Annotated in this window: 17 protein-coding genes and 1 tRNA gene; 8 read left to right on the top strand and 10 right to left on the bottom strand. The window is 68.0% G+C overall.

Annotated features, from left to right (window positions below; genetic code table 11):
* Positions 1-33: 33 nt before the first annotated feature.
* Complete coding sequence (locus J3A66_RS09625) at positions 34-2,223, bottom strand: PBP1A family penicillin-binding protein (protein WP_209568496.1); 2,190 nt, start codon at positions 2,221-2,223, stop codon at positions 34-36.
* A gap of 121 nt (positions 2,224-2,344) precedes the next feature.
* On the opposite strand from J3A66_RS09625, the gene J3A66_RS09620 reads away from it, so the two are divergent.
* The gene (locus tag J3A66_RS09620) at positions 2,345-2,968 is read left to right on the top strand and encodes an NAD(P)H-dependent oxidoreductase (RefSeq protein WP_056672933.1); all 624 of its coding nucleotides are present in this window, start codon (positions 2,345-2,347) and stop codon (positions 2,966-2,968) included.
* Positions 2,969-3,027: 59 nt separating this feature from the next.
* Here the strand turns inward: J3A66_RS09620 and J3A66_RS09615 are convergent, their stop codons facing one another.
* The 3 genes from J3A66_RS09615 to J3A66_RS09605 are packed head-to-tail and all read right to left on the bottom strand — an operon-like array spanning position 3,028 to position 8,932.
* A complete protein-coding gene (locus J3A66_RS09615; protein ID WP_183937543.1) occupies positions 3,028-4,521 on the bottom strand; it encodes an efflux transporter outer membrane subunit in 1,494 nt (497 codons plus the stop codon).
* A gap of 4 nt (positions 4,522-4,525) precedes the next feature.
* Entirely contained in the window at positions 4,526-7,723 is a 3,198-nt protein-coding gene (locus J3A66_RS09610) for an efflux RND transporter permease subunit (RefSeq protein WP_209568494.1), read from the bottom strand.
* A gap of 6 nt (positions 7,724-7,729) precedes the next feature.
* Positions 7,730-8,932 carry an efflux RND transporter periplasmic adaptor subunit gene (locus tag J3A66_RS09605; protein WP_031395481.1) on the bottom strand — a complete coding sequence of 401 codons (1,203 nt, stop codon included), beginning with the start codon at positions 8,930-8,932 and terminating at the stop codon, positions 7,730-7,732.
* Positions 8,933-9,060: 128 nt separating this feature from the next.
* On the opposite strand from J3A66_RS09605, the gene J3A66_RS09600 reads away from it, so the two are divergent.
* The 3 genes from J3A66_RS09600 (at position 9,061) to mdoH (ending at position 13,169) form a co-directional block, all read left to right on the top strand.
* Entirely contained in the window at positions 9,061-9,636 is a 576-nt protein-coding gene (locus J3A66_RS09600; protein WP_330219045.1) for a helix-turn-helix domain-containing protein, read from the top strand.
* Positions 9,637-9,749: 113 nt separating this feature from the next.
* On the top strand, positions 9,750-11,297 hold the full coding sequence (locus J3A66_RS09595; RefSeq protein ID WP_209568492.1) for a glucan biosynthesis protein: 1,548 nt from the start codon (positions 9,750-9,752) through the stop codon (positions 11,295-11,297).
* 3 nt (positions 11,298-11,300) lie between these two features.
* Entirely contained in the window at positions 11,301-13,169 is a 1,869-nt protein-coding gene (gene mdoH / locus J3A66_RS09590) for a glucans biosynthesis glucosyltransferase MdoH (RefSeq protein ID WP_209568490.1), read from the top strand.
* 25 nt (positions 13,170-13,194) lie between these two features.
* On the opposite strand, the gene J3A66_RS09585 is transcribed toward mdoH, so the two are convergent.
* Together J3A66_RS09585 and J3A66_RS09580 are read right to left on the bottom strand one after the other, a co-directional pair.
* Entirely contained in the window at positions 13,195-15,180 is a 1,986-nt protein-coding gene (locus tag J3A66_RS09585) for a beta-N-acetylglucosaminidase domain-containing protein (protein WP_245336767.1), read from the bottom strand.
* A 188-nt stretch (positions 15,181-15,368) separates the two neighbouring features.
* A tRNA-Thr gene (locus tag J3A66_RS09580) sits at positions 15,369-15,443 on the bottom strand.
* Between the two features lie 89 nt (positions 15,444-15,532).
* Between J3A66_RS09580 and J3A66_RS09575 the strand changes: the two genes are divergently transcribed.
* Positions 15,533-15,682: a hypothetical protein gene (locus J3A66_RS09575; RefSeq protein WP_168427513.1), complete on the top strand. Its 150-nt coding sequence runs from the start codon at positions 15,533-15,535 to the stop codon at positions 15,680-15,682.
* A gap of 5 nt (positions 15,683-15,687) precedes the next feature.
* On the opposite strand, the gene J3A66_RS09570 is transcribed toward J3A66_RS09575, so the two are convergent.
* Positions 15,688-17,499 carry an aminopeptidase P family protein gene (locus tag J3A66_RS09570; RefSeq protein ID WP_209568487.1) on the bottom strand — a complete coding sequence of 604 codons (1,812 nt, stop codon included), beginning with the start codon at positions 17,497-17,499 and terminating at the stop codon, positions 15,688-15,690.
* A gap of 248 nt (positions 17,500-17,747) precedes the next feature.
* Here J3A66_RS09570 and J3A66_RS09565 point away from each other — a divergent pair, with 248 nt between their 5' ends.
* The 3 genes from J3A66_RS09565 (at position 17,748) to J3A66_RS09555 (ending at position 20,963) form a co-directional block, all read left to right on the top strand.
* Positions 17,748-19,835 carry a S9 family peptidase gene (locus J3A66_RS09565; protein WP_245336758.1) on the top strand — a complete coding sequence of 696 codons (2,088 nt, stop codon included), beginning with the start codon at positions 17,748-17,750 and terminating at the stop codon, positions 19,833-19,835.
* Positions 19,836-20,004: 169 nt separating this feature from the next.
* On the top strand, positions 20,005-20,568 hold the full coding sequence (locus J3A66_RS09560) for a DedA family protein (RefSeq protein ID WP_209568483.1): 564 nt from the start codon (positions 20,005-20,007) through the stop codon (positions 20,566-20,568).
* Positions 20,565-20,963 carry an acyl-CoA thioesterase gene (locus tag J3A66_RS09555; protein ID WP_192069237.1) on the top strand — a complete coding sequence of 133 codons (399 nt, stop codon included), beginning with the start codon at positions 20,565-20,567 and terminating at the stop codon, positions 20,961-20,963. The genes J3A66_RS09560 and J3A66_RS09555 overlap by 4 nt, the downstream gene beginning before the upstream one ends.
* 94 nt (positions 20,964-21,057) lie before the next feature.
* Here J3A66_RS09555 and ppc read toward each other — a convergent pair whose 3' ends face one another.
* The 3 genes from ppc to J3A66_RS09540 all read right to left on the bottom strand — a co-directional run bounded on the left by ppc (position 21,058) and on the right by J3A66_RS09540 (position 24,838).
* The gene (ppc, locus tag J3A66_RS09550) at positions 21,058-23,751 is read right to left on the bottom strand and encodes a phosphoenolpyruvate carboxylase (RefSeq protein ID WP_209568481.1); all 2,694 of its coding nucleotides are present in this window, start codon (positions 23,749-23,751) and stop codon (positions 21,058-21,060) included.
* 105 nt (positions 23,752-23,856) lie between these two features.
* Positions 23,857-24,234, bottom strand: coding sequence for an EF-hand domain-containing protein (locus J3A66_RS09545; RefSeq protein ID WP_056409745.1), 378 nt, complete (start codon positions 24,232-24,234; stop codon positions 23,857-23,859).
* 37 nt (positions 24,235-24,271) lie between these two features.
* Complete coding sequence (locus J3A66_RS09540; RefSeq protein ID WP_031440448.1) at positions 24,272-24,838, bottom strand: HNH endonuclease; 567 nt, start codon at positions 24,836-24,838, stop codon at positions 24,272-24,274.
* Between the last annotated feature and the right edge of the window lie 27 nt (positions 24,839-24,865).

Below are 24,865 nucleotides of genomic sequence, written 5' to 3'. Positions count from 1 at the left end.
TGACTTTCGTCAGGATGACGGCGGGGGATCGAACTACTGCCCCTCGTCAAACCCCGGTTCCTCCTCGGGCGGCCGGCGATCGTCGCGTGGTGGCCCATCCTCAGGGCGATCGCGGCGTGCGGGGCCGACCGAGATCGTCCCGTCCTCGCCCATCTTCAGGTTGAAGCCGAGCCCCTCGATCTCGCCACCGAGCGGCAGGACGCTGTTGTCCCCGTCTTCGGGGGGCAGTGCATCGGGGTCGATCTCCTCGACCGGCGGCGCGGGGGCGGCGACGGGGGCGATGCCCAGCGCGGACTGCATGAAGTCGCGCCAGATCCGCGCGGGGATGCCGCCGCCAGACAGGCCGGGATTCGAGCTGTTGTCATCGTTGCCGACCCATACGCCGACCACTAGGTCGCGCGCGAAGCCGACGAACAGCGCATCCTTGTTGTCCGACGTCGTCCCGGTCTTGCCGAACGCATCGACCGTCAGGTTGGCGCTCCGCCCGGTTCCGTTGCGGATCGAGGCGGCGAGCAAGTCGAGCATCTCGTCATGGATCTTCGGCGGCAGGGCGGTCGAACCCCCGGTCAGCGACTGATACCAGCCCTTTTCCCGAACATCGGCCAGCCCGCGCGGCTGCACCGGATAGGTCTCGCGCGCGATCGCGGCATAGGCGGCGGTCAGTTCGAGCAGCGACACGGTCGAGGTGCCGAGACCGATCGTCGCCTCGTTCGGAATGGGCGTGGAAATGCCCAGGTCGCGCGCCGCCTTGATCACCGCCCGGACGCCGACTTCTTGCGTCAGCCTGGCGGCGGCAACGTTGGACGATCGGGCAAATGCCTGGCGCAGCGTGATCGTCCCCTGATAGCGCCCGTCGCTGTTCTTGGGCGTCCAGTCGCCGATCGTCACCGGGCGGTCCTCGATCGTCGAATCGGGTGTCATCCCCGCGCGCATCGCGGCGAGATAGACGAACAGCTTGAACGTCGAGCCGGGCTGGCGCCGCGCCTGCGTCGCGCGGTTGAACGGGCTCTTGCGGTAGTCCTTGCCGCCGACCATCGCGACGACGCGGCCATCGGGGCGCATCGCCACCAGCGCGACCTGCGCCTCGCGCAGTCCGGCGCGCGCGACGGTTCGTTCGGCGGCACGTTGCAGCCGCGGATCGAGCGTGGTCCGGACGGTCGTCTCGGTCTTCACCTCGCCCGCCTGGTCGCGCGCCTCGGGCAAGATCCAGTCGGCGAAATAGGTGCCGTTGGGAAGTTGCGTCGGGCGGTTCGACAGCACGCGTTGCGGGCGGACCGCATCGCCCTCCGCTTCGGTAAGGAAGCCTGCGGCGACCATCGCGCCGACGACGACGGCTTCACGCTTGCGCGCACCCTCGAGGTTGGAGGTCGGGGCAAGTCGCGACGGCGCCTTGACCAGCCCGGCGAGCATCGCTGCCTGGCCGACGTTCAGCGCCGCGGGTGTCCGGCCGAAATAATGTTTGGCGGCCGCGCTGATCCCATAGGTGTTGTCGCCGAAATACACGTTCGACAGATAGCGCGAGAGAATCTCGTCCTTCGACAGCCATGCCTCGAGCCAGACGGCGATCATCGCCTCCCGGATCTTGCGCGTCGCGGTGCGGTCCGAATCGAGGAACGCGTTCTTCGCGAGCTGTTGCGTGATCGTGCTGCCGCCCTGACGCACCCCGCCCGACCCGAGATTCGCCCAAGCCGCGCGCGCGATCCCGCGCGGGTCGATACCCCAGTGCGAATAGAAGCGGCGGTCCTCGATCGCGAGGAACGCCTCGCGCACGTGCGGCGGCAGCGTCGCCGCGTCGACCGGCTTGCCGATGATCGCGCCGCGTCGGGCGATCGGCGTGCCGTCATCGGCGGTGAGCGTGATCGAGGGCGGGGTCGGCGGCTGCAGCGATTTCGACAAAGGCGCGGTGATCGCCAGCCAGATGATCGCGATCACCAGCAGGATGATGCCGATACCGGTGCCGCGTACGACCCACCGGCCGATCCCGCCCCGCCTGCGCCGCGGTGTCGCGGGCTGGGGGTAGCCATCGTCCTGGCGGGGATCGTAATCGCCGCCCGGATCCTGGCCCAGTCGCTCGCGCTCATATTTCTCGCGCAGGCGTTCGCGCTCGGTGATCAACCGCTCGCGTTCATAGGCATAGGGCTCGCGTTCGCCGGACATGCCGGAGCCGGATCGGGCGGGGTCGAAGGGATCGGGGCGCATCGGATCGTTCCAGCGGTCGGGCATCTGGTGTGTTATCGTTCTATGACAGTTCGGACAAGCCTATGCGCACGCTTAACGTGTACATGCGCTGAGCGACAGCATTGGCCTGTTGTCATCACCGGGCGAAACGGGGAAGAGCGTATCGATGACGTTCGAACAGGGTGACACCGTGGCAGCTACCGACTCTCTATCGCCCTCCCTGCCGCTTGTCGTCGGCATTGGCGGGACGATCGGCGGCGTGTCGTCGACCGAGCGCGCATTGCGGATCGCGCTCGATTCGGTCGAGCGACACGGATACCGGACACAGATGTTCGGCGGTGCGGACATGGCCCGGCTGCCGCTTTACGATCCCAAGGCGACCGAGCGGACTGAGGACGAGCGTGCCTTCGTCGCGGCGGTGCGCGCGGCATCGGCGGTGATCATCGCCAGCCCAGGCTATCATGGCAGCATCTCGGGCGTGGTGAAGAACGCGCTCGACCTGCTCGAGGAAACCGCGCGTGATCCCGACCGGCCCTATCTGGCGGACATGCCGGTCGGGCTGATCGCGACCGCCTATGGCTGGCAGGCGACGGGCAGCACGATCGCGGCGCTGCGCTCGATCGTCCATGCCTTGCGCGGCTGGCCGACGCCGTTTGCCGCAGCAATCAACACGCAGGTGACGAAATTCGATGCCGAGGGCGGGGCGAGCGATCCCGCGGTCCTCGAGCAGCTTCGGCTGGTCGGCCGGCAGGTCGCTCGGTTCGCGCCGCTGTCCGAACCGGCAAACTAAGCACGCGTCGCACCGCCGCGTCACCCGGGTCTGGCCCCAGATGACGCGGCGGACCGGTCTTACCGCAGCCCGCCGCCGAGCGCGCGATAGAGCTCGACCGCGTTGGTGTCGCGGACCAGCCGGGTCGCCAGCAGGCTCTGCTGCGCGGTGTAGAGCGACCGCTGTGAATCGAGCGTGTTGAGGAACGGATCGATCCCCGCGCGGAAGCGCAGTTGCGACAGGTTGAACGCGCCCGCCGCATTGTCGCGCAGCGACGTCTGCGCCTCGAGCTGGCCGTTGATCGTGCCGCGCCGGGCGAGCGCATCGGCAACCTCGCGGAAGCCGGTCTGCACGCTCTTCTCATAGGTTGCGAGCATCGCGTCGCGCGAGGCCTTGGCGTAGTCCAGATTACCCTTGTTGCGACCGAAGTCGAAGATCGGCTGCGTGATCGACGGCGCGACCGACCAGGATTCGCTGCCCTTGCCGAACAGGTTCGACAGGCCGAGGCTCAGCGTGCCAAGCGACGCGGTCAGCGAGATATTGGGGAAGAACGCCGCGCGCGCCGCACCGATATTGGCGTTCGCCGCGATCAGCTGATGCTCGGCGGCCGCGACGTCGGGGCGGCGCAGCAGGACTTCGGAGGACAGGTTGGCGGGCAGGTTTTCGAGCGTCGGCGTCTTCTCCGGCATCCGGGCCGGCAGCAGGTCGGCACTCAGCGTCGTGCCTGCGAGCAGGTTCAGCGCATTCTGGTCCTGCGCGATGAGCGTCGTCGCGTCGGCGATGTCGGAGCGCGCCTGGTCATAGGTCGTCCGCGCCTGGCGCACTTCGAGTTCGGACGCGATACCGATGCGGAACCGATCCTGCGTCAGCTTGAGCGTTTCCCCGAAGGCGCGTTCGGTATCCTGCGCGATCTTCAGGCGATCCTGGTCCGCCGCCATCGTCAGCCAGGCTGTCGCGGTTTCCGCGATTAGCGACACCTGAGCGGCGTTGCGGTTTTCCTCCGCGGCGAAATAGGCCTGTTGCTGCGCCTGGGTCAGATTGCGGACCCGGCCGAACAGATCGATCTCCCAGGCCGAGACGCCGAGATTGGCCGAATAGATATCGAAGCGGCCGCCGCCGGCGACCGCCCCGGCACCGGTGCCGCCGCCGCCGGTGCCGCCTCCAGTACCGCCCGTGCCGCCACCCGTGGTGCCGCCCGTACCGCCACCGACGGCGCCGAAGGGGGACTTCTGATAGGTCGCACTGCCCGTCGCACCCAGCGTCGGGAACAGGTCGGCGCGCTGGACGCGATATTGCGCCCGCGCCTGCGCGACATTGGCAACCGCGATGCGGACGTCGCGGTTGTTGTCGAGCGCGGTGCGAATGACGCGGCGCAGGCGGTCGTCGGTGAAGAACGCCTCCCATGCGGTGTCGGCGGGCACGATCGCACCCGCCGCATCGGTCGCCGCATAAGCCGGTCCGGTCGGCGTGGACGGAGCCACCGGAAGCTCGGGCCGGACATATTTCGGGGCCAAGTTGCAGCCGGCGAGCGTGAGCCCGGCGGCGAACGTCAGAGCGATTTTGCGCGAGAACATCGGATCAGGCCTCCTGCGGCCGCTGGTCGTGGGGCGTCGTGTCGCCGTCACGGGTGTCGTCACGTGTGTCATCACGGTGGCGGTCTCCGTCCTGCTGGCCGGGCTTGTCCTGCTTGAAGACGCGCTTCACGAGCAGGAAGAACAGCGGCACGAAGAAGATCGCGAGCACGGTCGCGGACAGCATGCCGCCGACCACCGCCCAGCCGATCGCATTCTGGCCGCCGGCGCCCGCACCGCTCGACAGCGCGAGCGGGAGAACACCGAAGATGAACGCGAACGAGGTCATCAGGATCGGGCGAAGACGCAGCTTGGCGGCCTCGACCGCGGCATCGGCCGCATTCATCCCGTCACCCATCTTCTCCTCGGCGAACTCGACGATCAGGATCGCGTTCTTCGCCGCCACGCCGATCGTCGTGATCAGCCCGACCTGGAGATAGATGTCGTTGTTGAGCCCCGCGACCGTCGCCGCGAGCACCGCACCGAGCACGCCGAGCGGCACGACGAGAAGCACGGCGATCGGGATCGACCAGCTCTCGTACAGTGCGGCAAGGCAGAGGAACACGATCAGCAGCGACAGCGCATAGACATAGGTCGACTGCCCGCCCGAAAGCTGTTCCTCATAGCTGAGGCCGGTCCACTCATAGCCGATGCCGGGGGGCAGCTTGGCCGCCATCTCCTCCATCGCCTTGATCGCGGTGCCGCTGCTGACGCCGGGTGCGGGCGACCCCATGATCTCGAACGAGGCGACGCCGTTATAGCGTTCGAGACGTGCGGGGCCGTAGGTCCAGTCGGTCGTCGAGAAGGATGACATCGGCGTCATCGCGTTGGTCGCGCCGCGGACATAGAAGTTGCCGAGATCGGCAGGCGACTTGCGGAACGGCGCATCGGCCTGGACGAACACCTTCTTCACGCGACCGCGGTCGATGAAGTCGTTGATGTACGATCCGCCGAACGCGGTGCTGACGGTGGTGTTGATGTCCGCCTGACTCAGCCCGAGCGCGCCTGCCTGGGCCTGGTCGACATTCAGTTTGAGCTGTGGCGCATCCTCCAGGCCGTTCGGACGGACCTGCATCAGGCGCTTGTCCTGGCTCGCCATGCCGAGCAGCATGTTGCGGGCCTCGAGCAGCTTGTCGTGGCCGACGCCGGCATTGTCCTTCAGCATGAAGTCGAAGCCGTTGGCGTTGCCCAGTTCCTGCACGGCGGGCGGTACGAAGCCGATCACCATGCCCGCGCGGATCCCGGCGAGGGCCTGGTTGGCGCGCTGGGCGACTGCGGCGACGGTGTTCGCGTCGCCTTCGCGATCCTCCCACGGCTTGAGCTGGATAAAGGCGAGGCCGACATTCTGGCCCTGGCCGACAAAGCCGAAGCCGCTGATCGTGAAGATGCCCGCGATGTTGGCCTTTTCGTCGACCAGGAAGTGGTCGCGCAGCTTGTCCATCGTCCGCGCGGTCTCTTCCATCGTCGTGCCCGTGGGCATCGACACCTGCGCGAACATCAGCCCCTGATCCTCTTCGGGCAGGAAGCCCGAGGGCAGTCGCAGGAAGACGAACAGCATCGCGCCGACGATGACCGCATAGACGATCATCGTCCGTACCCAGCCCTTTTCGACGCGGCGCAGGCCCTTGCCATATCGGTCGACGCCGCGATCGAAGGTCCGGTTGAACCAGCCGAAAAAGCCCTTCTTGTCGCCGTGATCCTGCTTGGACGGCTTCAGGATGGTGGCGCAGAGTGCGGGCGTCAGGATCAGCGCGACCAGCACCGAAAGCACCATCGACGAGACGATCGTGATCGAGAACTGGCGGAAGATCACGCCGGTCGAGCCGCTGAAGAACGCCATCGGCAGGAACACCGCGGACAGCACGAGACCGATGCCGACCAGCGCGCCGCTGATCTCGTCCATCGATTTCTTGGCGGCTTCCTTGGGACTCAGCCCCTCTTCCTGGATCAGGCGTTCGACATTCTCGACGACGACGATCGCGTCATCGACGAGCAGGCCGATCGCCAGCACCATGCCGAACAGCGTCAGCGTGTTGATCGTGAAGCCCGCGACCTGAAGCACGGCGAGCGAGCCGAGCAGCACGACCGGCACCGCGATCGTCGGGATGAGCGTGGCGCGGAAGTTCTGGAGGAAGAGGAACATCACGAGGAAGACGAGGATGATCGCCTCGATCAGCGTGTGGACCACCTGTTCGACCGACAGCCGCACGAACGTCGAATTGTCGACCGGATAGGCGATCTTGACGTCGGCCGGGAACTGCTTGGCGATCTTCTCGACCTCGGCCTTCACCAGCGTGACGGTGTCGAGCGCGTTGGCACCCGGCGCCAGCTTCACGCCGAAGCCTGCTGCCTGCTTGCCGTTGTAGCGCGCCTGGAAGCTGTAGTTTTCCGAGCCCATTTCGACCCGGGCGACATCGGCGAGGCGCACGGTGGCGCCGCCGGTGGCCGAGCGGATGATGATCTGGCGGAACTGTTCCGGAGTCTGCAGCCGCGACTGCGCGGTGACGGTGGCGTTCAGGGCCTGGCCCTTGACCGCGGGAAGGCTGCCGACCTGACCGGCGGAAACCTGCGCGTTCTGCGCGGTGATTGCCGAGGTGATGTCGGTGACGGTGACGCCGAGGTTCGACATCTTGAACGGATCGACCCAGATCCGCATCGAATATTGCGCGCCGAACACCTGCGTGTCGCCGACGCCCTTGATCCGGCTGAGCGGATCCTGAAGCTTGGATGCGATCAGATCGCCGAGATCGACCTGGTCATGGCTGCCGTCCTGCGAATAGGCGGCGATCACGAGCAGGAAGTTGGCGGTCGCCTTGGTCACGCGAAGCCCGGCCTGCTGCACTTCCTGCGGCAGGAGCGGGGTCGCCTGTTGCAGCTTGTTCTGCACCTGGACCTGCGCGATGTCCGCGTCGGTGCCCTGTTCGAAGGTCAGCGTGATCGCGAGATTGCCCGCGCCGTCGCTGGTCGAGGCAAAGTAGCGAAGGTTGTCGATCCCCTTCATCTGCTGCTCGATGATCTGCGTCGTCGTGTTCTCGAGCGTCTGTGCGTCGGCGCCCGGATAGGACGTCGCGACCGTCACCTTGGGCGCGGCGATCTCGGGGAACTGTGCGATCGGCAGCGACCGGATCGCCAGTACGCCGGCCAGCATGAGGATGATCGCGATGACCCATGCGAAGATGGGTCGATCGATGAAATAGCGTGACATGAGGCGTTACTTCCCGGCCTGCGTGGAGGCGGCACCACCAGCCGTGGCATTCCCGGCGGCGTCCTTGCCACCGGCCTTGCCGACCTGCTGCGGGGCGGCGGGCTTGACGGTCGTGCCGGGGCGCAGGTTGAGCAGCCCCTCGACGATCAGCTTGTCGCCGGGCTTGAGCCCGCTGGTGACGATCCACTTGTCGCCGATCACGCGGTCGGTGACGACATTGCGCTGCTCGACCTTGTTCTGCGCGGTGACGACCATCGCGGTCGCCTTGCCACGCGGATCGCGCGTGATGCCTTCCTGCGGGGCCATGATCGCCTGGCTGCGGATACCCTCGACCAGCTTGGCGCGGACATACATGCCCGGCAGCAGCAGCCCGTTGGGATTGGGGAAGCTGGCGCGCAGCGTGACCGCGCCCGTCGCGGGGTCGACGGTGACTTCGGCGAACTGCAGGCGACCCTCGATCGGATAGGTCTGGCCATTGGGCAGGATCAGCTGGACGCGCGCGGTGCCGTCGCCACGCGTCACGCCGCCCGAGGCCATCGCCGCCTTCAAATCGAGCAGCTGCGCTGCCGACTGGGTGACGTCGACATAGACGGTGTCGGTCCGCTGGATCGTCGCGAGCGCGTCGGTCTGACCGGTCTGGACGAGCGCGCCGGCGGTGAAGATCGACCGGCCGATACGCCCCGAGATCGGCGCCTTGATGCGGGTGAAATTGAGGTTCACGCGTGCGGCTTCGACCGCTGCACGCTGCGCTGCAACATTGGCACGTGCCTGTTGCGCGGAGGCGGTGGCGTTGTCCGCCTCCTGCTTGCTGACCGCGTTCAGCGCGACGAGCTGGCCGTAACGCTGCGCCTGGAGTCGGGTCGCATTGATCTGCGACTGCGCGGCGCCAAGCTGGCCCTGCGCGGTGCCGAGCGCGGCGCGATAGGGGGCGTCCTCGATCTCGTACAGGACCTGGCCCGAACGGACCATCGCGCCTTCGGTGAACAGGCGACGGCGGATGACGCCCGATACCTGCGGGCGCACTTCGGACGTCTCAACCGCGGCAATCCGCCCCGGCAGCTCGGTGGTCAGCGTCACCGCCTCCTGCGCGACCGTCACGACACCGACCGTGGGCGTCGGCGGGGGCGGGGGGGCCTCTTCCTTGCTGCACGCCGCCATCAGCGCCAGCGCGGCCAGGGCCACCGATCCCTTGAGATTCAATCGCTGCATGTTGAGCATCCCGACGTCCGTGCAGAAGAGTTCACCGGAATGAACGTTCATTCCGCTTGCGCCGCCGCTATGGACGTGCAAACGCCGGGTCAAGTTAAAACGTCGTCCGGAGTGGAATTTTGAGTGCAGTGCAACATGAGAAGTCGGCGCGTTCGCACATCGTTGATGCGGCCCGGCATCTTTATGCGACTCAGGGATTCCATCAGACGTCGATGGCCGAACTGGCTGCCGCTGCGGACGTCAGCGTCGGCCAGATCTATCGCCTGTTCACCGGCAAGAACGCGCTGATCCAGGCGCTGATCCTCGAGGATGCCGAGGCCAAACTCTCAGACCTGCGCAAGCTGACCGACGACGTGTCGACGGGGCGGCTGTCGATCGAGCGCGGATTTGTCGAGCTCGCGCGGCGGTCGCTCGCCAAGGGGGATGAGGCGCTGTCGTTTGATATCATGGCAGAAGCGCATCGCAACGGCGAGGTCGCGGACACGATCGGCTCGCTCTGCGCCGGGTTTCGCACGGTGGTGCGCGATCTCGCCTGCGTCGCCAATCCCGCGCTGTCGGCAAATGCGCTCGACGGCGCGGAGGAGCTGGTGCTGGCGTGCATGTTCGGGCTGGGGCACCGGACCTTGTCCTGTCCGCGGCTGTCCGAGACCGAGACCGCAGAGGTCACCGGGCGCATGATCCTCGCGGCGCTCCACGCGCTGTGAGACACAACACGGCGTCCTGACGACGGGGCAGGCGGCCCCGTTTGGCGGGCGGGCGGCGGCGCGGCGCATTACCGATTGTTGCACTGCGGCGCGCGAAGTCGGATAAGCGGTCCATGACCGAAACGACACGACGCGACATCATGATGGCCCTTGCGGCCACGGGCCTGTGGCCGGCGGCGGCACTGGCACAGACGGGGTCGGGCACTCCCCGCAAGCGCGGCGCCGCGGCGTCGTCCGCCCCCGCGCTGGGCAAGCCCGAGTCGTTTTCCTGGGAGGCGCTGCAACAGCGCGCCGCCGCGCTGGCACGCACGCCCTACCGTGCGCCGGCCAAGGTCGCGGCGGCTGAGGCAATCGATTATGATGCGGTCGGCTCGATCAGCTATCGGCCCGAGCGCACGCTGGCGGGGGGCATCCGCCTGTTCCCGCTCGGCCGCTATGCGCCGACGCCGGTCGCGATCCATGTCGTCGAACGCGGGCAGGCGCGTGCGGTCGATTTTGCCGCGGATCTCTTCAAGACCGAATCCGGGCATCACGCCGCACTCGGCATCGCCGGCTTCCGCGCGGTGTCGAGCGACGGCAAGAGCGACTGGATGGCGTTCATCGGCGCCTCTTACTTCCGCACCGCCGGTTCGCAGGATCAATATGGCCTGTCCGCGCGCGGTATCGCGATCGACACCGGGATCGACGGCAAGGAGGAGTTTCCCGCCTTCACCGCCTTCTGGATCGAGGCGACGGGCGCGCAGAGCTATACCGTCTATGCGCTCCTCGACGGGCCCAGCGTGACCGGCGCGTACCGGTTCGTGTGCCGCTACACCGACGGGACCGATGGCGGCGTCGTGCAGGATGTCTCGTCGACGATCACGCTGCGCAAGGACGTCGCGCGGCTCGGCATCGCGCCGGCGACGAGCATGTTCTGGTATGGCGAGGGCAACCGCGCCGCGGCGATCGACTGGCGCCCCGAAATCCATGATTCAGACGGGCTGGCGATGGCGACCGGTGCCGGCGAGCGGATCTGGCGTCCGCTCGCCAATCCCGCGACCCCCACGCTCGACAGCTTCCAGGACGACAATCCGCGCGGCTTCGGCCTGATCCAGCGCGACCGGGCGTTCGATCATTACCAGGACGACGGTGCCTTCTACGATCGCCGAGCAAACCTGTGGATCGAGCCGAAGGGCGACTGGGGCAAGGGGGCGGTGACGCTGTACGCCTTCCCGACCGCGAGCGAGACGGTCGACAATATCGCCGCTTTCTGGGTGCCCGCCGCGCCGGCGACCGCGGGCAAGACGATGCAGTTCGACTATCGGCTGACCTGGTCGTCGCGCGATCCCTCGGTCGCGCAGCCCGCGCATGCGGTCGAGAACTGGCGTGGCTCGGCCGGCCGGCCGGGCGCCGAGCCGACGCCGGACGCACGGAAGGTCGTCGTGGATTTCGTTGGTGCGACGCTCGCCGGGCTCGACCGGTCGAGCGGGGTGACGGTGCAGGCCGATGTGAGCCGTGGCCGGGTCCTCGCCAGCGCCGCCTATCCGGTCGTCGGCCAGCCGAACCGCTGGCGCGTCACGCTCGATGTCGCCCCCGAACGCGGCGTCCTCGCCGATGTCCGGCTGTTCCTGAAGCGCGGCGGGCAGTCGCTCAGCGAAACCGTGCTGACGCAGGTGGGTTGAGCCATGACCGTGGACAGCCCGGGCCGCCCCGGTCATCCCGCACTTCCGGCACGATTGCCCGCCGACGTCCCGATCGACATGCCGCTGCAGAATTTCCGGGCGCGCGGCACCGGCGGCGGGCCGACACCCGACCCGCTGGCCGGACCGTCCAACGGCTCGGACACGCTGACCTCGCCCGAGGGCATGTCGTCGCGGCGACTGCTCCTGTTCCTGCTGACGATGCTGCTCGCCACCACCGCCTCGGCGGCTGTCCAGGATTCGTTGCTCGGCGACGGCATCGACCTGTGGGACGTCGCGCTGCTCGTGCTGTTCTTCCCGCTGTTCGCGTGGATCGCGTTCGGGTTTCTCAATGCGCTGATCGGGTTCGTCCTGCTGATGACGCGGATGCATCCCGGCTTCGTGCCGGTGCCGCAGAACCGCCAGCCGCTGACCGGGCAGACCGCGGTGCTGATCCCGGTCCATAACGAGGACGTCGACGCGGTGTTCGGCCGGATCGCGCGAATGATGCATGCGATCGAGGCTGCGGGCGAGGCGGGGAGCTTCGCCTTCTTCGTGCTGAGCGATTCGGGCGAAGAGTCGGGCGCGCAGGAGGTCGCGGCCTGGGAGGTGCTCGCCCCCGGATCGCGCGTTCCGCTTTATTATCGCCGCCGGACCGACAATGTCGCGCGCAAGCCGGGCAATGTCGCCGACTGGGTCCGGCGCTTCGGCGGCGGCTATGATCACATGCTGGTGCTCGACGCGGACAGCCTGATGAGCGGCGACGCGATGATCGGCATGGCGCAGGTGATGGAGCGCCGCCCCTCGGTCGGCCTGTTGCAGACCGTGCCGACGATCCGCGGCGCGACCACGCTGTTCCAGCGCTGGATGCAGTTCAACAGCCGGTTGTACGGTCCGATCTCGACCGCCGGTCTGGTCTGGTGGTCGGGGTCGGAGGCGAGCTTCTGGGGGCATAATGCGATCATCCGCACCCGGGCCTTTGCCGAAAGCTGCGGCCTGCCCGTGCTGCCCGGCGGCCCGCCGTTCGGCGGCGCGATCATGAGCCACGACATGGTCGAGGCGGCGTTGCTGCGGCGGCGCGGCTGGGCGGTCCACCTGATCATGATCGACGACAGCTATGAGGAGTTTCCCCCGACGCTGATCGACATGGCGGTGCGCGACCGACGCTGGGCGCAGGGCAATATCCAGCATCTGAAACTGCTGGGGTCGGATGGGTTCCATCCGGTCAACCGGCTGCAGCTGGCGATCGGGGCGTCGGCGTACATGACGTCGCCCGCCTGGCTGGTCCTGATCCTGACGACCATCGCGCAGGCCTTTGCCGGCGAAAGCAAGCTGGTCGAGGCGACGACCTCGGCGCGCGTGCTGGCGCTGACGGTCATCCTGCTGTTCGGTCCCAAATTGCTCGGGATCATCTGGGCGGTGTCCGACCGGAGCCGGCGCGCGGCGTTCGGGGGCGCGCGGGCAATCATCGTGTCGGCCATTGCCGAGATCCCGCTGTCGATGCTGTCCGCGCCGGTCATCATGCTGACGCAGACGATGGACCTGATCAGCATCTCCCGCGGCCAGCCCTCGGGCTGGAGCCCGCAGAACAGGGATCGCGACGGGCTGTCGATCGCGGATGTCGTGCCGCGCTATCGCTGGCATCTGGCGGCGGGGGTCGCCCTGCTCCTGATCTCGCCCGCCGTTCCGATCACCGCGCTGTGGCTGGCGCCGGTGACGCTGGGGCTGTTGCTGTCGCCGTGGCTCGCCAAATGGAGCGCGAGCAACGCGGCGGGGAGCCGCGCTGACGCGCGCGGCCTGTTCCAGGTGCCCGCCAGCGGCATCGACCAGCTGCCCGCGACAGAGGCGTCGGCGCTCCACGCGATCGCGCACTGACGCGCGACGCGCGGCGCCGCCGACGCTACCGCACGGCTTCGGCGGAGGCCGAAACGGCTGGGGCGGATGCGGCGGCGATCAGCGTCGGGGCATCCGCGACGAACCGGTCGAGCACGCCGTCGGCGACCCGGATCGCACCGTCGAACCGCGTCGCACCGGGGATGGTCTGGACGGCCGCGGCCTGTGCGGCGAGACGCCGCGCTTCGGCGAAATAGCCGGGGGCGGCGGCGCCCTCGCGGTTCGCGGCGTCGAGGCCGGCGGCGGTCATCTGCAACGCGCGGCCCCAGAGCTGCATCGCATCGAGCCAGGGGCGTGCCTGGTCCGCAAAGCCCGGGTCGATTGTGCCCGAGCGGATCGTGTCGGGCGCGGCAGCCAGCGTGTCCGCTGCCCTGGCCAGATCCGCGAGCGCGAGACTGCGGGCCGCCGCGTCGCCCTCCGCCAGCGCGAGGCGGACGGCGTCGAGCTCGGCCTTGAGCCTGGGCGCCTGGGGCTGCCAGGGCTGGCTGCCGAAGGTCGGGGCCAGATGCTGCGTGTCGAAGAAGCTCAGCAGCGCCGCGGTCGCGCGCGGATCGCCGCCCGCCAGCTCGCGGGCGGCGAACTGCCAGGTGCGGTCCGCGTCATAGTCCTTGTCGTTCCAGCCGAACGCAGCAACGCCGGTCACCGCGACGCGGCTTGGCGCTTCCTGGTTCATCGGGTTCGACAGAATCCCCGTCAATTCGCCCGCCAGCCCCGCCTCGCGCCGCGCATAGGGCGCGAGCAGCAGCCGCCCGGTGGTCTGCGCATAGTCGTTGACCGGATAATTGTCCCACAGCAGCGTCTTGCGCCCGAAAGCCTTGGTCGCGGTCTTCGCATCGGCGATCGAGATCGCTGGCGGGACGACATCGGTGCCGGTCCACTGCACCACGACGCGGGGGTCGAGATATTTGCGCAGCGCCGCCTTGTACGGGGTTTCCTTCGCGTCGTAATATTCGGTCGGCACCATGATCAGCGGCCGCGACGACGCGTCCTTCGCAAGCAGATCCGTCTGAACCGCGTTCAGCAGGCGCGATTGCGCGATGCCTGCGGCTTCGGCGCCCGATGGTCCGAAACTGGCCTTGTCCCGCTCGCAGTTCCATTTGGTATATTCGATGTCGTCGAGCGCGACGTAGAAGCTGTGGACGCCGATCGATCGCAGCGCGGCGAACTTGTGTTCGAGCGCCTGAGCATCGGCGGGGTCTGAGAAGCACACCGACGGGCCCGGCGAGACCGCATAGACGAAGTCGACATGGTTGCGCCGTGCGGTCGCGACCAGCGTGCCGAGCGCGGACAACGTCGCCGCGGGATAGGCCTCGCGCCAGCGATCGCGCGCATAGGGATCGTCCTTGGGGCTGTAGACATAGGTGTTCGCCTTGACCGTGGCGAGGAAGTCGAGATGCTTCGTCCGGTCCGCCATCGTCCAGGGCTTGCCGTAAAAGCCCTCGATCGTGCCGCGCATCGGCATCGCGGGATGATCCTGGATCACCAGCGCGGGGAGGACCGGGCGTGCCGCGAGCTGGCGGAACGTCTGAACGGCATGGAACAGTCCGTCCGCGTCCTGGCCCGCCAGCGTGATGATGCCGCTGTTGCCGGCTGCGAGCGTGGCGATCGTATAGCCTTCGGGATGCGTGTCGCGGACGGTACCGGCGCGGGCCAGCGCGTCGCGGACGATCGCGGTGTCGCCGGTGCCGAGCAGGATGTGCGGGCGATCGGGGGCGGCGGGCAGCCGCCGTGCGGTCGTGATCGTCGTGACGCCGGCGGCGCGCAGGATCTCGCGGACCAGCGCGACGCTGTCACCGTCGGTGTCGGCGGGGGCGACGAGCACCACCGATCGGCCAAGCGTTATCGTGCCGGTCCGCAGCGCGACCGACGTCGGCGCGGGGAAGATGGCGGGCATCGTCACCGGCTGCGCGGCACCCTGCGCGGAAACCGTAGTCGCCAATCCCGCTGCGATCAGTGCCGCGTACGTCCCCGTCATGGCCATGCGTCGCGTCATAACAGCTCTCCGGTATTTCATTGGTATTATGGGAGCGGTTTAGGCACAGGACGGCGTCACGGCAAGGCGTCGCCGCCATGGCGGCCATTGCCGACAGACTTTGGTCAGGATGGGGTAACCGACCTCAAGGCCCGCTATCGCGGGGCCGGCGGGACGTCGGGTCCACGCGGCGGTCGGATGAAAAAAGCTGGTGCTGCCGGTGAGGATTGAACTCACGACCTCAGCCTTACCAAGGATGCGCTCTACCACTGAGCTACGGCAGCACTCGTCGACATCGCTGTCGGCGGAGTGGGGCTAAGAGACGAGGGCGGGACGATTGTCAAGGCGTCGCGCGACGATGTAGAGCGTTATTATGCAATCGAACGATGAAAAGGCGGCGGAAAAAGCGGCCCGCATGGCCGCCGCGCTGCGCGAGAATCTGCGCCGTCGCAAGGCGCAGGCGCGTGCCGCGGCGGCCGAGCCCGCCGCGGCTCCCCCTACGGATGAGCCGCCTGTGGACTGAGGCGGTCAGCCGATCGGCGCGCATTTTGCCTGAAGCCAGGCGAGGTCGTCGCCGGTCATTTCGGGCGAGAGCGTGTCCAGCACCTCCGCGTGATAGGCGTTCAGCCACGCGAGCTCGGGGTGGGTGAGCAGCGACGGCTCGATCAGCGTGCGCTCGATCGGGCAGAAGGTCAGCGTCTCGAAACCGAGCATCGCGCGGTCCGCGCCGGGAATCGTGCGCGGTTCGATCAGCAGCAGATTCTCGATCCGGATGCCGTATTCGCCCGCCTTGTAATAGCCGGGCTCGTTCGAGAGCATCATGCCGGCACGCAGCGGCTCCATCGCCGCGCCGCCGGGGTAGTTGGGCGAGGCGATCCGCTGTGGCCCCTCGTGCACCGCCAGATAGGCGCCGATGCCGTGGCCGGTGCCGTGCGCGAAATCGAGGCCGGCCTCCCAGAGCGGACGGCGGGCGAAGGCGTCGATCTGGCCGCCAAGCGTGCCGTCGGGGAAGACCGCGGTCGCAATCGCGATATGGCCCTTGAGCACGCGGGTGAAGCGGTCGCGGATCTCCTTGCCCTGTTCGGGTGCCAGCGCGCCGATCGGCATGACGCGCGTCACGTCGGTGGTGCCGTCGGCATATTGCCCGCCCGAATCGACCAGATAGAGCTGGCCGGGCTCGAGGGGGACGTTCGACTCCTCGGTGCAGTGGTAGTGCGGGCTGGCGCCGTGCGCGCCGGTCGCGGAGATCGTGTCGAACGACGTGTCCTTCAGCAGCCCGGTCGCCTCGCGGAAGGCGAGCAGCTTCGCGGTGGCGGACAATTCGGTCTGGCTGCCGTCGGCGCAGTCGGTCTCGACCCAGCGCAGGAAGCGCGCGAGCGCGGCGCCGTCGCGCACCGAGGCGGCGCGGTGGCCGGCGATCTCGACCGGGTTCTTGAGCGCCTTGGCGATCACGACGGGATCGCGCAGCGCGAGCACCTTGGCCCCGCCGGCGGTCAGTGCGTCGGAAATCGCGGCGACCGCGCGTTCGGGGTCGGCGGCGACGCGCTTGCCTGCGAAGTCGCGCAGCGCGGGCTGGAACGCGGCGCGGTCATGGACGCGGACCGCGTTGCCGAGATGCTGGCGGACGGTGTCGTCGAGCTTTTCGGGTGCGACGAACAGGTCGGTGGTGCCGTCCGCGCCGACGATCGCATAGCTGAGCGCGACGGGGGTGTGGCTGACGTCGTCGCCGCGGATGTTGAGCGTCCAGGCGATCGAGTCGAGCGCGGACAGCACGACCGCGTCGGCGCGCTGTTCGGCGAGCCAGTCGGCGATCCGCGCGCGCTTCTCGGCGGACGAGGCGCCGGCGAACGCGTCGGGCTGAATGGTGATCCTGGCGGGCGATGGCGCGGGGCGGTCGGTCCAGATCGCGTCGATCGGGTTGGCGTCGACCGCGACGAGCTCAGCCCCGCGATCGGCGAGCACCGCGCTGGCTTCGGCGACCCAGGCGCTGGTGTGCAGCCACGCGTCATAGCCGATCCGCGCGCCCTCGGTGACGTGGGTGCCGAGCCAGGCGGCGACACTGGTCTGCGGCACGGGGGCGTAGTCCCAGTGATCGCCATCGACCTGTTCGCGGACCTGGAGCGTGTAGCGGCCATCGGTGAAGATCGCGGCGCGGTCGGCGAGCACCGCGGCGCTGCCCGCCGAGCCCTGGAACCCGGTCAGCCAGCCGAGCCGCTGTGCATAACCGCCGACATATTCGCTCATATGCTCGTCGGTCAGCGGCACGACGAAGCCGTCGAGGCCGGCGGCGGCGAGATGGGCGCGCAGGGCAGCGAGTCGGGTCGGGCTGGATCGGGTCATCGGGGCTTTCGTCGATCTGAATGTTGTGAATGTTGAGACGCTGGCAGCAAAATATGCGGCTTTGTCAGGGGCAGCGTGCCGGTCGGGTGCCGCGCGGGCGGGGGCGTGTGCGGGCGATTGGGGCCGGGACAGGGCATGGTTCGTGTTGTGACAGAAACGCGGCGTGTAGGACAGCGGGGTTTGCTTGCGGGGGAGCGGGCGTGGTGCGTTGGCTTCCGGTCGTCGGGGCGGTAACAGGGGGGATGACCATGAATTCCCCTGCCATCTCTTCGCCCGAGACCCCATCCGTACCGCCGCGTGCCGAGCAGCGGCCGCACAGCTTCACCGCGCATGGCGTGACGATCGAGGATCCCTATGCGTGGCTGAAGGATCCCAACTATCCCGAGGTCGATGACGCGGACGTGCTGGCGTATCTCGCCGCCGAGAACGCCTATTTCGAGGCGCAGATGGCGCCGCACAAGGCGCTGACCGACACGTTGTACGAAGAGATGAAGGCGCGGATCAAGGAGGACGAATCCTCGGTCCCGCAAAAGGACGGCGACTGGCTCTACTGGACCGCCTACGAGACCGGCGGCCAGTACAAGAAATGGTGGCGCAAGCCCGTCGCGGGCGGTGACGACGAGCTGCTGCTCGACGAGCCGGCGCTGGCCGAGGGGCATGAATATTTCCGGCTCGGCGCGTTCTCGGTCAGCAATGACGGGCGCTATCTCGCCTATGCGATCGACGATAACGGGAGCGAGCGGTTCGAGGTCCGGGTCAAGGACCTGAACACCGGCGAGCACCTGCCCGACGTCATCCCCGGGATGCTCAGCGAGATCGTCTGGACCGCGGACGATGCGGGCTTCCTCTACGGTCTGGCGAACGAGCAGTGGCGGACCGACAATGCGCGGTTCCACCGGCTGGGCACGCCGATCAGCGACGACGTCGTGCTGTTCCACGAGGAGGACGAGGGCTTCCGCGTCGGCGTCGGCGAGACGAGTTCGCGCAAGTGGATCGTGATCGCGACGAGCGACCATGTGACGAGCGAAATCTACCTGCTGCCCGCGCACGAGCCGCTGGCGGTGCCGATCCTCGTCTCGGCGCGGAAAGTGGGCCGCGAATATGACGTCGACGAGCATGACGGGACGCTGTTCATCCACACCAACGACGTCGATCCCAACTTCCGCCTGTGCACCGCGCTGGTCGAGGAGCCGGGCGCGTGGACCGAGCTGATCCCGGCCAGCCCGACCTTCTACATGACCGGGGTGGAGTGCTATCAGGACTTCTTCGTGGTCGACGGGCGCGAGGACGGGCTCGATCAGATCGCGATCCACCGGTACGAGACGCCGACCGAGGGGAAACGGATCGAGTTTCCCGAGGCGAGCTATGTCGCCGGGCTCGGCGATAATCCCGAATATGACATGACCGTGCTGCGGCTCGGCTATGAGTCGATGGTCACGCCGGGGACGGTGTACGACTATGACGTCGACACCGGTGAGCGGACGATGCTCAAGGTGCAGGAGATCCCGAGCGGTTACGACGCGGCGAAATACGCGACCGAGCGGCTGAAGATCACCGCGCGGGACGGCACCGAGATTCCGGTGTCGATCGTCTATCCGGCGGGGTTCGTGCGCGACGGGTCGGCGCCTGTGTTCCTCTATGCCTATGGCGCTTACGGCTATGCGATCCCGCCGGGCTTCTCGACCGGGCGCATGAGCCTGCTTGATCGCGGCTTTGCCTATGCGATCGCGCACATCCGCGGCGGCGATGACCTTGGCCAGCAATGGTATCTCGACGGCAAGCTGGAGAAGCGCGAGAACACGTTCAACGATTTCGTCGACGTGGCAAAGGCGCTGGTCGACGCAAAGTGGACGTCTGCGGGGCGGATCGCGATCGCGGGGCGGTCTGCGGGTGGCGAGCTGATGGGCGCGGTGGTCAATTCCGACCCCGCGCTCTGGGGCCCGGTGATCGCCGACGTGCCGTTCGTCGACGTGCTCAACACGATGCTCGATGCCGAATTGCCGCTGACGCCGGGGGAATGGCCCGAATGGGGCAATCCGATCGAGGATCCGGCGGCGTTCGCGCTGATCCGTTCCTATTCGCCGTACGACAACGTCAAGGCGCAGGCCTATCCGCCGATGTTCATCAGCGGCGGGCTCAACGATCCGCGCGTGACCTATTGGGAGCCGGCGAAATGGGCGGCCAAGCTGCGGCTGATGAAGACCGACGACAATGTGCTGTTGCTCAAGACGAACATGGGCGCGGGGCATGGCGGCAAGTCGGGCCGGTTCGAGTCGCTGCGCGAGGCGGCGGAGGAGCATGCGTTCGTGCTGTGGCAATTGGGCGTGGCTGGGTGATTCTTGTTTCGCGCGAAGGCGCGAAGGCGCGAAGATTTAGAGTTTTCGCGCGGAGACGCGGAGGACGCAGAGAGAAGATGCACACCATTCTCAGCGTCCTCTGCGCCTCTGCGCGAACCACCTATCTTTGCGCCTTCGCGCCTTCGCGTGAACAAGGACTGCCTGCCGCGTGACGATCGAGGCGTTGGTGGCGCGCTATGGCGTCTTGGCGATCTTCCTCGGGGCAGGGGTCGAGGGGGAGGCGGCGGTCGTGACGGGCGGGGTGCTGGCGCATCAGGGGCTGGTGTCGCTGGCGGGCGCGATGGCGGCGGCGGTGATCGGGTCGTTCGTCGCGGACCAGCTGTTCTTTGCGGGCGGGCGGTATTTCCGCGAGTCGCGCCCCGTTGCGGCGATCCGGCGGCGGTCGGCCTATGCGCGCGCGATCGACCTGCTCGAACGCTATCCGCGGCGGTTCATCTTCGCCTATCGCTTCGTCTACGGGATTCGCACCGTCAGCCCGATCGCGATCGGGACGAGCCGGATTTCGCAGCGCCTGTTCCTGGCGGTGAACCTCGCCGCGGCGATCGTGTGGGGCTGTGCGTTCAGCGCGATCGGCTATGCGTTCGGCAACGTCATCGAGGAGATGCTGGGGCGGATCGGCACCGGGCGGCTGATCCTGCTCGGCGCCGCGGCGCTGCTGGCGGTCGGCGGCGGCTGGTTCGCGTGGCGGAAATGGCGGGAGCGCAGCGCATGACCTTCACGATGACGATCACCGCGGCCGAGGCGGATATCGACGAGCTGGGGCACGTCAACAATGCGGTCTGGGTCCAGTGGATCCAGCGGATCGCGACCGCGCATTGGGAGGCGGTGGCGCCCGCCGAGCACAAGGCCGCCTATGTCTGGGTCGTGACGCGGCACGAGATCGACTATCGCGGCAGCGTGGTCGCGGGCGAGACGGTGACCGGCGAGACCTGGGTCGAGGGCGGGCCGAAGGGCGCGCGGTTCGACCGGCATGTGCGGTTCGTCGGCGACGACGGGCGCGTGAAGCTGGACGCGGTGACGACCTGGGCGCTGCTCGACCGGGCGAGCGGGCGGTTGCTACGCGTGCGGCCGGAGATAGCGGCGCCGTTTTTTGGTGCGGCGGACTGAGGGGTTTGGGGTGAGGGTTTTGGCCTCACTTGCCCTCACCCTTCCCGCGGCAAGGGCCGCGGGCCCCTTCCCTCTCCCCCGGGGGAGAGGGAGATTAGCCTGAGTTTCTCAGGCCGGTGGCGATCGCGTTGATCGACAGGAGGATGCCTTCGCCGATGCGCGCATCCTCTTCGCCGGCGCGGCGGCGTTTGATCAGTTCGATCTGAAGCAGGTTGAGCGGCTCGATATAGGGCAGGCGGAGGCGGATCGACGCCTCGAGCGCAGGGTGCTTCTCGAGCAGGCGCGACTGGCCGGTCGCGTCGAGCAGCCCGTCATGCGTCTGCTGCCAGCCGTCGCGGATCCGGCCGAAGACGGTATCGCGCAGCGCCGGATCCTCGACCAGCCCGGCATAGCGTGCGGCGATCGCCATGTCCGACTTGGCCAGCACCATCTCCAGATTGGCGAGCGCGGAGGCGAAGAGCGGCCAGCCCTGCGCCATGTCGCGCAGCAGCGCCTTGTCCTCGAACCCGGCGAGCGCCTGGCCGACGCCGTACCAGCCGGGAAGCATGACGCGCGCCTGCGCCCAGCTGAACACCCAGGGGATGGCGCGCAGATCCTCGATCCGGTCGGACTTGGTGCGGCTGGCGGGACGGCTGCCGATCTTGAGCCCGGCGATCTCGGCGATCGGCGTCATCTGGCGGAAAAAGGTGCGAAAGCCGCGCTCGTCGCCACCGACCGTGCCGTAGACGAGGTCGCGATAGCTGTGGAACGCGGTGTCGCTGAGCCAGTCCATCGCGGCGCAGAAGCGCGTGGTGTCGGCGTTCGACAGGCGTTCGGGTTCGAGGCTGGCGAGCAACGTGGCCGAGGCGATCGCCTCGAGATTGGTCATCGCCGCGTCGCGCGTGCCGTATTTGGCGGCGATCACCTCGCCCTGTTCGGTGATGCGGATGCGGCCCTGCACGGTGCCGACGGGCTGTGCGCGGATCGCCGCGAAGGCGGAGCCGCCGCCGCGCCCGACCGCGCCGCCGCGGCCGTGGAACAGCTGCATGCCGACGCCCGCCTGTTCGAACACGGGCCTGAGCGCGGTCGAGGCCTTGGACAATTGCCAGGTGGAGGTGAGGTAGCCGCCATCCTTGTTGCTGTCCGAATAGCCGATCATCACCTCCTGATGACCGCGCGCCTTGGCGATCGTCGCGATCTCGGGCAGCGCGAACCAGGCGGTCATGACCGCGGGCGCGGCCTCGAGATCGCCGATCGTCTCGAACAGCGGCACCGCCATGATCGCGGCGGTCGGTGTGTCGCCGGGGCGGTAGAGCCCGACCTCCTTCAGCAGCAAATTCACCTCGAGCAGGTCGCTGACCGACTGCGCCATCGAGACGATGTAGTTGGTGATGCAGGCGGGGCCATAGGCGGCATGCGCGTCGGCGGCGGCCTGGAGGATCGCGAGTTCGCCCGCGGTCTCATCGCTATACGCGGCAAAGCGGGTGGTGAGCGGGCGCGCATTGGCGAGTTCGCGGCGGAGCAGCGCGACGCGCGCCGCCTCGTCGAGCGCGAGATAGTCCGGCTCGACGCCCGACACCTTGAGCAGTTCGGCGACGACGCGTTCATGGACTGCGCTGTTCTGGCGCAGGTCGAGCGTGGCGAGGTGGAAGCCGAACGTCTCGACCGCGCGGATCAGCCGGCCGAGCGCGCCGCCGGTCTTGAGCGCGGTGCCGAGCCCGTGGGCGAGCGTAACGAGATCGGCGCGCAGATCGGCGGGGCTTGCATAGGGCGCGCCGGTGAGGCGGCCGGGGCGCGGCGCGGCCTTGCCGGTCAGTTTCTGCTGCGTCGCGGCGAGGCGCGCATAGATCCCCGACAAGGCGCGGCGATAGGGTTCGTCGGCGCGGCTGGTGGCGTCGTCGCCGCTTGCCGCAGCCAGCGCCTCGACCGCGGGGTCGGCGACGGCATGCTCGGTCGAGATCGACAGCTCGGCACCGAGCGCGTGGACCGCCTGGCAATAATAGCCGAGCACCGCCTCGCTCGCGCGGGCGAGCGCGGTCTTGAGCGAATCGGCGGTGACATAGGGGTTGCCGTCGCGGTCGCCGCCGATCCAGCTGCCGGGCTTGAGGAAGCTTGGCGTGCGTTCGCCGAGCGCGCGGTCCCAGCGCTGGTAGAGCGCGGGCAAGGTGGGGAGGAAGACGTCGCGCAGATAGCTGAGCGCGGTATCGACCTCGTCGGTGACGTAGAGCCGGTCGCGGCGCAGCACGCGCGTCTGCCACAGCAATGCGATCTGGCGCAGGATCGCGTCGTCGACCCGGTCGCCATCGGGGGTGGTGTCGCGACCCGCATCGCGCAGCGCGAGCAGCTCGGCGATGCGGTTGCGGTGGTCGATCATGCTCTTGCGCCGCACCTCGGTCGGGTGCGCGGTGAGCACGGGGACGATCAGCGCATGGTCGAGCAGCGCGCGGACCTGCGTCCGGTCGATCCCCTCGGCTTCGAGCTGCGCGATCGCGGAGGCGAGGTCGGCGCCGTGTTCGGCCGCGATCCCCTGCCGGTCCTCGGCCAGATTGGCGAGCATCGAGAACAGCATGAAGCCGCGGACGAAATCGAGCGTCTCGTCGAGGCTGAGCTTTTCGAGGCTGAGATCGACCGCGGCGTGATCGTCGGTCCGGCCCTCGGCGAGGCCACGGTGACGCTCGACCGAGGCCTTGCGGATCGTCTCGGTCGCCTCGAACAGACGCGGTCCGCCATAGCTGCGGATGACGTCGCCGAGCAGCGTGCCGAGGAAACGGATGTCGGAATTGTTCGCGATTGCGGGAAGACTGGCCATGCGCCTTGCTGCGCTGCGACAGGGATCAGGTCAACCGCCGAACCCGCAATCGGCGATGAAATCCGCGCCTGAAGGCGTGCGGTCAGGACATAAAATTACTGACGATCATCGCCCCTCGCGCTTGCGGGCTTCGGCGCGCTCTTCGGAGGTGACGGTGCCGTCGTGGTTCAGGTCCATCCGGTCGAACCATCGCAGCGTGCCTTCGCTCCACTCGACCTCGGTGATCACGCCGTCCTTGTTGCGGTCGAACGCCTTGATCCGTGCATTGGGGGAGGGCAGCTCGTCCTTGGTGATGCGATCATCGGCATTGCGGTCGAGCGTGCGGAAGCGGCGTTCCATGCTGGCGCCGAAATCGAGCCGCGAGGTGACCGAGGGGGGCACGAAGCCGACCGCGCCGGCATCCGCCTCTGCGCGCTGCGCGTCCTTGTCGCCGCAACCCGCGACGATCAGTCCTGCCGCGATCACACCCATCATCACCCGCATCGACCCGTCTCCCGCACAGTGCTGCGCGGCCGGACGGTCACGCTTCGAGTTCAATGTCCCAGTAGAGCCAATCATGCCAGGTTTCGTGCAAATAATTCGGCGGGAAGCTGCGGCCATGTTCGTGCAGATGCCAGTTGGTCGGGCGGATCGGCTCGAGATGGAGCGGCATCGCCGCCTGACGCGGGGTGCGCCCGCCCTTTTTGAGGTTGCACGGCGCACAGGCGGTGACGACATTTTCCCAGGTGGTCCGCCCGCCTTGCGCGCGGGGAATGACATGGTCGAAGGTGAGATCGCGCAGCTTGCCGCAATATTGGCAGGTGAACTTGTCGCGCAGGAACAGGTTGAAACGGGTGAAGGCGGGAAATTGCGACGGTTTGACGAATTGCTTGAGCGCGATCACCGAGGGGAGCTTGAGCGCGAAGCTCGCGCTGCGCACCTCGCGTTCGTAATTGGCGACGATATCGACGCGATCGAGGAAGACGGCCTTCACGGCAGTCTGCCAGGGCCAGACGCTGAGCGGATAATAGGAGAGCGGCGTATAATCGGCGTTGAGCACGAGCGCCGGACATCCATCCGGGTGGCGTATCAGGTCGGGGTGAAACACGGCTCCTCCCACAAAAGTCCCGGACGC

It is taken from the genome of Sphingomonas sp. PvP018 (genome assembly GCF_017876865.1).
Lineage (GTDB): Bacteria > Pseudomonadota > Alphaproteobacteria > Sphingomonadales > Sphingomonadaceae > Sphingomonas > Sphingomonas aerolata.
Note: the sequence above shows the minus strand (reverse complement) of the source record. Positions and strands in the feature narration are given on the sequence as shown.